Source organism: Acinetobacter sp. RIT698 (assembly GCF_009668065.1).
Taxonomy (GTDB): Bacteria; Pseudomonadota; Gammaproteobacteria; order Pseudomonadales; family Moraxellaceae; genus Acinetobacter; species Acinetobacter guillouiae.
Genome location: NZ_WJYH01000041.1, coordinates 25,497 through 38,044, shown reverse-complemented (window position 1 = coordinate 38,044; position 12,548 = coordinate 25,497). Strand labels below are relative to the sequence as shown.

At 43.6% G+C, this 12,548-nt stretch carries 10 protein-coding genes; 9 read left to right on the top strand and 1 reads right to left on the bottom strand.

Translation table 11 applies throughout. The features are described 5' to 3' along the window. The first annotated feature begins 53 nt into the window (after positions 1–53). Genes GJV03_RS16265 through GJV03_RS16240 form a run of 6 tightly spaced genes read left to right on the top strand, consistent with a single transcriptional unit; the run spans position 54 to position 6,877 of the window. A complete protein-coding gene (locus GJV03_RS16265; RefSeq protein WP_034610596.1) occupies positions 54–1,016 on the top strand; it encodes a thiamine pyrophosphate-dependent dehydrogenase E1 component subunit alpha in 963 nt (320 codons plus the stop codon). Between the two features lie 15 nt (positions 1,017–1,031). Next, a complete protein-coding gene (locus GJV03_RS16260; RefSeq protein ID WP_004717558.1) occupies positions 1,032–2,051 on the top strand; it encodes an alpha-ketoacid dehydrogenase subunit beta in 1,020 nt (339 codons plus the stop codon). 1 nt (position 2,052) lies between these two features. Next, positions 2,053–3,588, top strand: coding sequence for a 2-oxo acid dehydrogenase subunit E2 (locus tag GJV03_RS16255; protein WP_151956387.1), 1,536 nt, complete (start codon positions 2,053–2,055; stop codon positions 3,586–3,588). Between the two features lie 10 nt (positions 3,589–3,598). Further along, on the top strand, positions 3,599–4,999 hold the full coding sequence (gene lpdA, locus GJV03_RS16250; RefSeq protein ID WP_154130571.1) for a dihydrolipoyl dehydrogenase: 1,401 nt from the start codon (positions 3,599–3,601) through the stop codon (positions 4,997–4,999). A gap of 11 nt (positions 5,000–5,010) precedes the next feature. Then, positions 5,011–5,796 carry an acetoin reductase gene (locus GJV03_RS16245; protein ID WP_154130570.1) on the top strand — a complete coding sequence of 262 codons (786 nt, stop codon included), beginning with the start codon at positions 5,011–5,013 and terminating at the stop codon, positions 5,794–5,796. Between the two features lie 22 nt (positions 5,797–5,818). Further along, positions 5,819–6,877: a 2,3-butanediol dehydrogenase gene (locus GJV03_RS16240; protein ID WP_056513081.1), complete on the top strand. Its 1,059-nt coding sequence runs from the start codon at positions 5,819–5,821 to the stop codon at positions 6,875–6,877. A gap of 309 nt (positions 6,878–7,186) precedes the next feature. Here GJV03_RS16240 and GJV03_RS16235 read toward each other — a convergent pair whose 3' ends face one another. Next, positions 7,187–7,807 carry a TetR/AcrR family transcriptional regulator gene (locus GJV03_RS16235; protein ID WP_004717549.1) on the bottom strand — a complete coding sequence of 207 codons (621 nt, stop codon included), beginning with the start codon at positions 7,805–7,807 and terminating at the stop codon, positions 7,187–7,189. Positions 7,808–8,020: 213 nt separating this feature from the next. On the opposite strand from GJV03_RS16235, the gene GJV03_RS16230 reads away from it, so the two are divergent. From GJV03_RS16230 to GJV03_RS16220, 3 genes are read left to right on the top strand one after another with little or no spacing between them, the layout of a single operon-like run. After that, on the top strand, positions 8,021–9,826 hold the full coding sequence (locus GJV03_RS16230) for an ABC transporter ATP-binding protein (protein ID WP_154130569.1): 1,806 nt from the start codon (positions 8,021–8,023) through the stop codon (positions 9,824–9,826). Next, on the top strand, positions 9,820–11,589 hold the full coding sequence (locus tag GJV03_RS16225; RefSeq protein ID WP_154130568.1) for an ABC transporter ATP-binding protein: 1,770 nt from the start codon (positions 9,820–9,822) through the stop codon (positions 11,587–11,589). The genes GJV03_RS16230 and GJV03_RS16225 overlap by 7 nt, the downstream gene beginning before the upstream one ends. Beyond that, the gene (locus tag GJV03_RS16220) at positions 11,589–12,533 is read left to right on the top strand and encodes an iron chelate uptake ABC transporter family permease subunit (protein WP_154130567.1); all 945 of its coding nucleotides are present in this window, start codon (positions 11,589–11,591) and stop codon (positions 12,531–12,533) included. The genes GJV03_RS16225 and GJV03_RS16220 overlap by 1 nt, the downstream gene beginning before the upstream one ends. Positions 12,534–12,548: the final 15 nt, after the last annotated feature.

Here is a 12,548-nt window from a genome sequence, read left to right as displayed (position 1 = left end):
TGTTTTGAATATATGGTTTTTACTTTTAACTGTGAGCATGAAGGAATAAGTATATGCAATTAACGGAAGAGCAATTGCTAGCAGCATACAGACGGATGCGAGATATTCGTGAGTTTGAGGATCGACTTCACGATGAAAATAATACAGGTGATATTCCCGGATTTATCCATCTTTACAGTGGTGAAGAAGCGGTAGCCGTTGGAATTTGTGAAAATTTGACCGACAAAGATTTTATTACCTCAACCCATCGTGGTCACGGTCACTGCATTGCCAAAGGATGTGATATTCACGGCATGATGTTGGAAATTTTTGGTAAAGACGATGGTTTGTGCCGCGGCAAAGGCGGTTCAATGCATATTGCTGATTTAGACAAAGGTATGTTGGGAGCCAACGGTATTGTTGGTGGTGGGCCGCCTTTGGCAATTGGTGCTGCGTTAACCGCAAAAACCTTAAAGACGGGTGGAATTGGTCTGTCATTTACTGGGGATGGTGGTTCTAACCAAGGTTTGACCTTTGAAGCTATGAATATGGCTGTGGTTTTAAAACTCCCAGTGATTTTTGTTTTTGAAAATAATGGTTTTGGTGAAGGTACTGCGCATGATTATGCAGTCGGAAGCAAAGACATTGCAGGTCGTGCTGCGGCTTTTGGTATGCCTGCTGAAAAAGTAGATGGGACAGATTTCTTTGCTGTGTATGAGGTCGCCCAAAAAGCTATTGAACGTGCACGTCGTGGCGAAGGCCCAAGTGTGATTGAAACCATTACCAATCGTTTTTATGGACACTTTGAAGGTGACCCAGGACTGATTCGTTCAAAAGAAGAGCTCGATTATGTCAAAGAGCATAAAGATCCGTTGAAAATTTTCCGTGAAAAAGTCAAAGGCAAGATTGCTGAAGCCACGCTGGATGCAATTGATGTTGAATCAAAAGCCAATGTAGATGCTGCTGTCGCAAAAGCACGTGCTGCCAATTATCCAGAACTTTCTCAACTTCTTACTGACGTTTATGTCTCTTACTAAAGGAATAGTAAAGCAATGCCAAATAAAAGTTATCGAAACGCGATTAAAGAAGCGATTGAATCAGAAATGCGCCGTGACCCAAGTGTGATTGTTGTCGGTGAAGATGTCCGTGGCGGGCATGGCGGTAAAAATACGGATGACAATAAACTCGAAGGCTTTGGGGGCGTACTTGGTGTCACCAAAGGGCTATGGACAGAGTTTGGTTCAGAGCGTGTGATCGATACGCCGATTACTGAATCTGCAATTATTGGAATGGCAGCAGGGGCTGCTGCAACAGGTTTACGACCTGTGGCTGACCTGATGTTTATGGACTTCTATGGCGTATGTCATGACATGTTGTATAACCAAGCGGCCAAATTTCGTTATATGTTTGGTGGAAAAGCCAAAGCGCCTCTGGTGGTTCGAGGCATGATCGGCGCAGGCTTTTCTGCTGCCGCACAACATTCACAATCCCCGTATAACGTGTTTGCTGCTGTACCTGGTTTAAAAGTCGTGGTGCCATCTAGTGCGTATGATGTAAAAGGCTTATTGATCCAAGCCATCCGTGATGATGATCCCGTGGTTTTTTGTGAACATAAATTGCTTTATGACATCAAAGGTGAAGTTCCGGATGAACCATATACCATCCCTTTTGGTGTAGCAAATTACACCCGTGAAGGAACCGATGTCACGATTATTGCGCTAAGTTTAATGGTGCATCGTGCCAATGAAGTCGCGGATAAGCTTGCCAAGGAGGGGATTTCTGTAGAAGTTGTCGATCCAAGAACGATTTCTCCACTGGATGAAGAAGGCATTTTAGAGTCTGTTGCGTCAACAGGGCGTGTGGTGATTGTTGATGAGTCTGCTGCCCGTTGTGGTTTTGGGCATGATGTGGCTGCATTGATTGCACAAAAAGGCTTTCATTATCTCAAAGCACCCATTGAACTGGTGACACCACCGCATTCACCTGTGCCATTTTCACCCGTATTAGAAAAACAATGGCTACCAAGTGTAGAACGTATCGAACAGGCTGTACGTAAAACGTTGGAGGCTTAGGATGAGCGAAATTAAAACTTTAGAAATCCCAAAATGGGGTTTGTCGATGGAAGAGGGCACCATTGCCCAATGGTTGATTCAAGAAGGTGAGCAGTTTAGTAAAGGACAAGAAATTTGTGAAATTGAAACCACAAAAATCGTCAATGTCCTTGAAGCACCGTTTGATAGTACCTTGCGTAAAATCACTGCCAATAATGGCGATACTTTAGTGGTTGGCGGGATCATTGCAATTTGTGCAGATGCGCAAGTTTCTGATGCTGAAATTGATGCCTTTGCTCAATCTTTGGCTGGTGCACCTATTGTTAATGAAAGCAAAGCTGTTGAAGTGGTTACTGAAAAGCTGACAGCGACTCAGCCTGAAACCAAGACACAAGCTGTGCCTAAACAGAATCGTACTGAGCAGCTATCAAAAGCTGTTGCCCAAAATGGCTATGTAATTCCTGCGGCATTACAAGGTTACCAACATGTTGAGGATATTTTTGCAACACCGCATGCCTTGAAATTGGCTGAAAAGCATCAAGTGAATTTGGCGCTGGTTTCAGGCTCAGGGCGTGAAGGTCGTATCAGTGTGCAAGACATTCAAACCGCAGTTCAAGCTGCGGGTGGATCATGGCCCGATATTCGACAGCAACCGAGTGGTAAAGTGGCGAAATCTAAAGCAGATGATAGCCAAGTGTTGGCAACACCAGTTGCACGTCGTTTAGCCAAACAATGGGGCATTAATTTACATGACTGCCGTGCCTCAGGCTCCAGAGGGCGTATTTGTAAGGAAGATGTTGAAGCAGTTTATCAGCGTGAAAACCCTGCACCTGCCCAAAACAGCGCTGATGTAACGCTGACAGAAACTGCCAAGGTAACCACCATTGCGATGAATGGTATGCGTAAAGCCATTGCTTCACGCTTACAGACAGCAAAACGTAATGCACCACACTTCCGTTTAACAGTAAATTTAAATGTAGATGCCATTCAGGGATTACGTCAGCAAATTAATGCCACTGTGCCGCAAGTGAAATTGTCAATCAATGACATGCTGATTAAAGCGGCAGCAGCTGCATTGATCAAAGTGCCGCAGGTCAATGTTCAGTTTGATGAAGAGAATCAGCAGATTTTGCAGTTTGATCAGGCGGATATCGCTGTTGCTGTAGCGATTGAGAATGGCCTTATCACTCCAATCATTAAAGCTGCCAATACCAAGTCTTTGGCACAAATTTCCAATGATATGCGTGATCTTGCAACACGTGCCAAAACCGGAAAATTGGCGCCTGATGAATTTCAGGGTGGCAGTTTCAGTATTTCGAATTTAGGTATGCTCGGCGTTCAACAGTTTGACGCGATTATTAACCCACCCCAAGGTGCAATTTTAGCTTTAGGTGCAGCAGAAAAACGGGCAATTGTTGAAAATGAGAGCATCGTGATTCGACAGATGGTGACCGCGACCTTGTCTTGTGATCATCGGGTGATTGATGGTGCGTTAGGCGCACAGTTCTTGGCAGCATTTAAGCAGTTTGTTGAAAATCCTGCATTGATTTTGGTGTAGGAGCATGAGCATGTCAGACACACAATTTGATCTTATTGTGATAGGCGCTGGTCCAGGTGGCTATGTGGCTGCGATTCGTGCAGCCCAACTGGGCTTAAAAACAGCGATTGTTGAAGAACAGCATTTGGGTGGCATTTGCCTGAATTGGGGCTGTATTCCAACCAAAGCTTTATTGAGTGGCGCGGCACTTGCACAGCAATTTAAACATTCACAACAGTTTGGTTTTTCTTTGGGGGCGATTGATTTTGATATCCAACAACTGGTACGTCATAGCCGTCAGGTGTCAGAACAGTTGGTACAAGGGATTAGGCAATTACTGAAAAAGAATCAAGTTACTGTTTTTAATGCAAGCGCTCAATTTATCGCGAAAGAACGCTTAGAACTGACTGATACAAAGGGTCAAAAACAACAGATTTCTGCACCGCATATTATTGTGGCAACGGGTGCTAGAGCCGCCAATTTAGCGCATGTTCCTGTCGATGGACAGCATGTCTGGAGTTATAAAGAGGCTTTAGTCCCAGAACAATTGCCGAAATCACTTCTGGTGATTGGTTCAGGGGCCATTGGCAGTGAGTTTGCCAGTTTATATCAGGACTTAGGCTGTCAAGTCACCTTGGTTGATATTGCCAAACAGATCCTACCCAGTGAAGACCTTGACGTTGCCAAATATGTGCAAAAGCAATTTGAACAGCATGGCATGACGGTTTTGACTGAAGCCGCTGTACAAAACATCGAAATCGACAAGGGCCAAGTACATTGTCATGTTGAAACTGCAACAGGTGTACAAACCATCACTGTTGAAAAAGTCCTTTCCGCAATCGGTGTGCAACCCAATACTCAAAATCTGGGTTTAGAAACATTGGGTATTGAGTTTGAGCATGGTTTTATCAAAGTTGATCCGTGGTGTAAGACCAATGTGGTTGGAGTGTATGCCATTGGTGATGTCGCAGGTGCACCATGCTTGGCACATAAAGCCAGTCATGAAGCAATTTTATGCGTGGAGAAAATTGCAGGGCTGGCACATGTACATGTTTTAGATCGTAGCCAAATTCCAGGGTGTATTTTTACCCATCCGCAGGTTGCAAGTATTGGGCTAAGCGAGCAAAAAGCCAAAGCAGCAGGTTTTACAATCAATGTGGGTAAGTTCCCTTTACAAGCCAATGGTAAAGCTTTGGCTTTAGGCGAGACCACAGGATTTGTAAAAACTATTTTTAATCAAGAAACAGGGGAATTGTTGGGGGCACACATGGTGGGTCATGAGGTCACTGAACATATTCAGGGCTTTGCCATCGCTAAATATTTAGAAGCCACTGATGAAAGCCTAGCACAGGTGATTTTCCCACATCCTACGTTATCTGAGGCGATGCATGAGTCGGTTTTATCGGCAATGCAACGTGCAATCCATATTTAAGGAGTCGCAACATGCCTAGAGGTCTAAACAATAAAGTCGCATTAATTACTGGTGCCGCACAGGGCATAGGACGCGGTATTGCTTTACGCTTGGCACAAGAGGGCGTACATATTGCCTTGGTTGATCTTCACCAAGAAAAGTTAACTGCTGTTCAGCAAGAGATTCAAGCATTTGGGGTAAAAGCCACCACATTTATTGCAGATGTTGCCGATCCTGTACAAATCAGCAGTGCGATTGATCATGCAGAATCGACATTAAATGGCTTTGATATCATCATTAATAATGCAGGGATTGCCCAAGTCCAAGCCTTGGCGGAGGTGAGTCCAGATGAATTTAATCGGATTATGAATATCAATGTGGGTGGTGTGCTGTGGGGAATTCAGGCCGCTGCCGATAAATTTAAACAGCGCCAACATGCTGGCAAAATCATCAATGCATGTTCGATTGCTGGGCATGAAGGTTTTGCCTTGCTTGGTGTCTATTCAGCCACTAAATTTGCCGTTCGTGCCTTGACTCAAACCGCAGCAAAAGAATATGCCAGTGCTGGTATCACGGTAAATAGTTACTGTCCTGGTGTAGTTGGTACAGATATGTGGGTCGAGATAGATCAACGTTTTGCTGATATCACAGGTGCACCTGTTGGTGAAACTTATCAGAAATATGTGGATGGAGTTGCTTTAGGACGTGCCGAAACCCCAAATGATGTTGCCGCATTGGTTGCTTTTCTAGCCAGTGAGGACGCTGATTATATTACTGGACAGTCAATTTTGACCGATGGCGGAATGGTTTATCGTTAATACTGGAATGAGGAATGCATCAATGAAAGCAGCTCGTTTTTATGATAAAGGGGATATCCGTATTGAGGATATTCCAGAACCACAGGTACAACCAGGAACCGTTGGAATCCAAGTCGCATGGTGTGGTATTTGTGGAACAGATTTACATGAATTTATCGATGGTCCAATTTTTATTCCTCCGTGTGGTCATCCGCACCCGATTTCGGGTGAAGCTGCACCCGTGACTATGGGGCATGAGTTTTCAGGCGTGGTGTACGCTGTAGGGGATGGCGTGGATGATATTCAGGTGGGGCAACATGTTGTGGTTGAGCCTTATATCATTGCAGATGATGTTCCGACTGGACCACATGACAATTATCACTTGTCAAAAAATATGAATTTTATTGGTCTAGGTGGTCGCGGTGGTGGGCTATCTGAAAAAATTGCGGTACAACGCCGTTGGGTACATCCCATTTCTGACCAAATTCCCTTGGATCAAGCCGCATTGATTGAACCTTTATCTGTCGGACATCATGCTTTTGTAAGAAGTGGAGCACAGTCAGGTGATATTGCCTTGGTTGGTGGAGCGGGCCCGATTGGATTGTTATTGTCTGCAATTTTAAAGGCCAAAGGCTTAACTGTCATCATTACCGAGCTCAGTGCAAAACGTAAAGAAAAAGCCTTAGAAGCAGGTGTTGCCGACTATGTGCTAGATCCGTCTCAAGTGGATGTTGTGGCTGAAGTAATGAAAATTACCCAAGACCGTGGGGTGGATGTGGCTTTTGAATGCAGTAGTGTTAATAAGGTCATGGATACACTGGTGGCAGCCATGAAACCGACGGGTGTGGTGGTGATAGTTTCAATCTGGAGTCATCCTGCAACGATTAATGTGCATAGTGTGGTGATGAAAGAGCTGGATATTCGCGGCACGATTGCCTATGTCAATGACCATCAAGAAACCATTCGCTTGGTTGAGCAAGGTAAAATTAATTTAGAACCTTTTATTACCCAAAGAATTGCTTTAGATGATTTGGTTTCACAAGGCTTTGAAACCTTGATTCATAACAACGAATCTGCGGTCAAGATTATTGTGCATCCTTAGCAATCATACAACTCGATGAGGCTTGTTATTGGTTGATGAATAGTTTGTGGGAGGCATCACAATCATTGATCAATAACCAATAACAGGCTTTAGATGAAGTGAAATAGAGATCTTGGTTTAAAATCTTTAAATTGAGCAATCCAAGCCAAGAGTTATTCAAGCAAGTCTTGAGGTTTAGCTGCAAAAAAGCTTTTATAGATAAGTTTAAACTTGGGTCTATGCTTGGTTTAGATATACTTAGCCATTACGCAATGATCTTAGCGAATCAGCTGTTAAAGACAGCCTGATTCAATAAAGTTTTATATCTGGTTATTTTAAATCATCTCTTTCATTAATCATGGTTAATGCCCCAATGATTAATGCCTCCATACTCTGGATAAATTCCGCCTCCATTTCTGCTTCTTCAGCGGCACGTTGGGTGTCTTTAATCGGTTCTTTACCCGCCACAGAATAAATCGTATCTGCAACCGCGATACAGTGAAATGCAATGGTTGCATTTAACCAACCCGCCTGCTTTTCAGAAAGAGAATAAGCCGCCGCAACTTGATGATGATGTTTTTTAATTTTGGTAATCATCGAAGGTGTAGATGCCATGCGACGAATTAAATAGGGGGTAAAGCCGGGGTTGGACTTCACCAGTTCTCGAATTGAATGCATAAATTCAAACAGATATTGTTTTAATGGAATCGGATTTTTTTCTAAAGGTTGCGGTATTTCCCAACGAATAAAAATTTCTTCTGCAATCAAATATTTGAGGTCTTCTAAACTGGCAATATGTTTGTATAACGCCATATGACTGACCCCAAGTGCAGCTGCAACGCCAACAAATGTAAGGTTCAATAAACCGATCTCAATCCCAGCATTCATGATGCGTTCATGGGTGATGGTACGTGGGCGACCGCGAGAAGACGGTTTGCTCAGAGAAGACATATTTATTCCGTAAAAATTAATTTTTTAATGTTGCCATGTGAATGGATGAGGGTCAAATCGTTTACTTTGCTTAATTAGTTTACTACAATGCAACTAAATCTATTGATATTAATTCTCATTATTGTTTGATGGCATGTCTAGCGGAGTTTTAGTCAGAATCAACTGACCAAAAGCGGATGGATATGAACGATCAGACACAGGATTTTTACTGTTATGTGTGCAAGTCATGTAAAAAAAGTTCAGGCTCAGTATTCAAATCCATTGAATTTTATATTGCATCCAATTCGACTCAAATTAATTTTGGCTTCGGTCACGGCAGCGGTTGGTTCAATGCTCACCTTGGTGCCTTTGATCGCGATTACATGGGTGATCAGTACTATATTTACCGAAGTAACTACACTCGGTGGATCACAACAGGGTGACGATAAAATCCTATGGATGATGTTACTCAGTATTGGGTGTTTGTTGCTCGGCATGCTTTTGTTGACCGTCAGTGAGTTAATCGCGCATTTGGCGGATCATGAAATTACTGGGCAATTGCAAAGCAATATAACCCAGCATCTGACCCAAGTTCCTCTGGGATGGTTTACAGGCAGAAGTTCGGGAGAAGTTAAACAAATCATGCAGGATGACATTGGTCTACTGCATAGTTTAACTGCACATTTTTATCCCGCTGTTGGACGTGCATTCGGCACAATTAGTGTTGCTGTAATTTTTCTATTGATGATGGACTGGCGCATGGCAATTTTAGCATTATTGCCATTTTTAGGCTTTGTCATATTTTTACGCAAGGCCATGCGTGCCAGTGGAAATAATATTCAGCAATTTGCCAATCAGCTGGGTCAGATCAATAGTGCCGCTGTTGAATTTATCCATGCGATACCCGTCGTCAAAACCTTTGGCAAAAGTGGTCAGGCTTCACAGGGCTATCAGCAGGCCGTTCATTCATTTGCAGATGCTTTTCGAATATTTACTCGTCCCTTAGTTAAATCTATGGCACATGCCCATGCGATGATTTCACCGATCACCATATTAGGTGTTGTACTGCTGAGTGGAACACTATTGATTTCTTTGGGTTGGCTTAAACCCATAAATTTACTGCCTTTTATGTTGATTACACCAACCATCTGTGCTCCCGTTTTATTGTTACATACCTTATTACATGATCTACAAGCCAGTCAGGCTGCCGCACAGCGAATTTTGGCATTATTGGATACACCAGTATTGCCAATGGCTAAAGGGAATCCACAATTACAGATTAAAGACAGCAGTATTGATTTTCATCAAGTCAGCTATGGCTATACAGCGCAGCATCAAGTGCTATCGGATCTTAATTTTTCACTTAAGTCTGGAACCATCACTGCAATTGTCGGTCCATCGGGTGCAGGGAAGTCAACCATTGCTCAGCTGTTGCTACGCTTTTTTGATCCTGTTGCAGGAAAGATCATGCTTGGTGGCGTAGATCTACGCGATATTCAAACCACCACACTTTATCAACAGATCGGATTTGTTTTGCAGGATACCCGTCTCATTCATGCCAGTGTACGTGACAATATTGCTCTCGGACGTCCAAACGCCAACCAACAAGAAATAGAAAATGCAGCAAAGGCTGCAAATATTCATGATCGAATTATGGCGTTGCCACAAGGCTATCAATCTATTGTGGGGAAAGATGCCCAGTTGTCAGGGGGTGAACGTCAAAGGATTAGTATTGCCAGAGCAATTTTACTGGACCCACCGATATTGGTGCTGGACGAGGCCACAGCTGCTGCTGATATTGAAAATGAAATTGCAATTCAGGATGCACTTTCAAAATTTGCCCAAGGTCGAACCCTTTTAGTTATTGCACATCGTTTAGATACCATTATGAATGCTGACCAAATTCTTGTCCTTGATCAAGGAAAAATTGTTGAACAGGGGACCCATGAGGCGTTGTTCGCTCAGCAAGGTTTATATCACCAATTATGGTCCTATACCGAAAAGCATGTTCACACGCAAATGGGAGAAGCATCATGCTAAAAACCTTTTCTCAATTGCTGGGTGATGATGTCGCTATTCTTCACCGTTATCTGGCGATGGCAGTTGTATATGCTGTGTTTTGTGGCCTGAGCCTGATCATGTTGGCGTTGATTTTGTCTCAATTGATGCTGGGTAATCTTGATCAAATTGCGCTTTGGCTGATCTTATTATTTTTTGCAATCATCCTGTGTTGGTGTCTTCGCCGTGTAGTGGAGCAAATGGGAATTGCTGTTGGTATTGCTGTTTTAGAAAATGCCCGTCTGCGTTTGGGGCATCATGCTGCAAGTTTACCTGTCGGTTGGTTTACCCAACAAAATACCACCCAATTCAATCATCTTGTCACTCAAGGCATGATGTCTGTTGCGCAATTACCAGCGCATGTTTTTACCCCTGTGATTAGCAGTGTGATTACGCCTTTGGTTATTGTCATCGCATTGTTATGTATACATGGTGTATTCGGCTTGATTGCATTGGTTGCGCTTCCGCTGATTGTGCTGATATTTAGATTGACCAGTAAAATTGCCCGTTTTACAGATGAGCGATACCAACAGAGTTTTGCTGAAACAAGCCAACGTATGGTGGAGTTCGCGCAAGCTCAATCCGTTTTACGTGCTTTTAATGGCGAAGGTCGTAGCACCCGATTTATTCATCAAGCCGTAGACCAGCAACGACATTTCGGTTTAAAGCTTATTTTAATGTCGTCCTTATCGGCGGTATTGAATAGCTGGGCCATTCAAATTGTGTTTGCGGTATTTTTGATTGTTACGGTGTTTTGGCTGAACATCCACAGCGTAAATCAGCTCTTATTGGCAGACATTGTCAACATTACCGTTTCACTGCTCCTAGTTTGTCGATTTATTGACACCTTGCTTGAGGTTGCAAGCTATAGCGAAGTATTGCGTAGTGCAGGCAGTCAACTTGAAGCCATACAACAGATTTTTAACGCCAAAGCATTAGCACAAGTTGAGATTTCTAAAAGCCCCAATGATGCATCGATTGAATTTAAAAATGTTCAATTCCGTTATGCAGAGGATGAGCCTGATGTCTTAAAGGGTGTGGATTTATTTATTCCCTCAGGCAGTATGATGGCGCTGATTGGAGCTTCTGGTTCTGGAAAAACCACTTTAGCCAAGCTCGTGGCTCGTTTTTTTGATGTCAATCAAGGGCAAGTGCTGTTAGGTGGGGTGGATGTCAAGCAATTACGCTATGAACAACTGACTACACAGATCAGTCAAATCTTCCAAGACAACTATTTGTTTTCGGGCTCGATTGCTCAGAATATTCGTATGGGTAAAGCCAATGCAACCGATGATCAGGTGATGCAGGCAGTCCAGCAAGCGGGCATCACAGAAATGCTGGCGCGTCTTCCTGATGGTCTTGAAAGTATGGTGGGAGAAGGTGGTGTACGATTATCAGGCGGTGAACGACAACGGATTACCATTGCACGCGCGTTGATTAAAGACGCACCTATTCTTTTGGTGGATGAAGCAACTGCCGCTTTAGATGCAGAAAATCAGGCGATTATTTGTGAATTGCTGAATCGCTTACGGGGTCAAAAAACAATATTGGTGATCGCACATCAACTCTCGACAATTGCCGCTGCAGATCACATTGCGGTATTAGAAAAAGGCCGAGTGATTGAGCAGGGAACACCCGCACAATTACGCTTGTTGCATGGACATTATGCCCGTTATTTAGCGCAGGGGCAGGCAGTTAAAGGATGGCGACTAGGCAAAAATGTACAGGTCGGAGAGCATGCCTAATGCCTGTCGTTTTATTGTTGCTGTTTGGTATGTTGTGCATCGCATCCTTACTACTCGGTGCTCAGCAAATCGCATGGTCAGACTTATTTTCTGCATCCAGTGATGCATGGCTCACCCTTAGTGCAAGTCGGATTCCACGTTTGATCACGATTGTATTAACGGGTGTGGGCTTGTCAGTGTGTGGTGTGATCTTACAGCATATTGTCCGAAATCGTTTTGTTGAACCGGGTACAACTGGGAGTTTGGATGCCGCCAAGCTTGGAATTTTAGTGTCATTAACGCTTATTCCAGCCGCAAGTGTACTCAGTAAAATGCTGTTTGTGATGCTTTTTTGTTTTCTTGCCAGTCTGATTTATATCGCCATCATTCGCCGTATCCAATTTAGGAATACCGTTTTAGTGCCTGTGATTGGTTTGATGTATGGCGGCATATTGAGTGCATTGGCAGAGTTCTATGCTTATCGCAATAATATTTTGCAGAGCATGCAAGGCTGGCTGATGGGGGACTTTTCAAGAGTCATTCAAGGCCACTATGAAATGATTTATATCATTTTGCCCATCGTGGTACTGAGCTATATTTTTGCTCATCGCTTTACGGTACTGGGGATGGGCGAGGAAATGGCCTCAAGTCTGGGGCTAGGCTATGCAAGGATGGCTGCAATTGGCTTGTTGCTGGTTGCAATCACTGTTGCAGCAACGGTGATTACCGTTGGCGCTATTCCTTTTGTAGGATTGGTGGTTCCCAATCTGGTTGCCTTGATGTATGGCGAAAACTTGGCAAAAACCTTACCCATTGTGGCTTTGGCAGGTGCTTCTTTACTGCTGGTCTGTGACCTTATCGGACGCTCTGTACTTTATCCCTTTGAAGTGCCTATCGGTTTAACTGCTGGTGGTGTCGGTGGGGTTTTATTCCTCATGTTAATTCTGAGGGGGCTTCGATCGTGACAAAGTTGAAGCTAT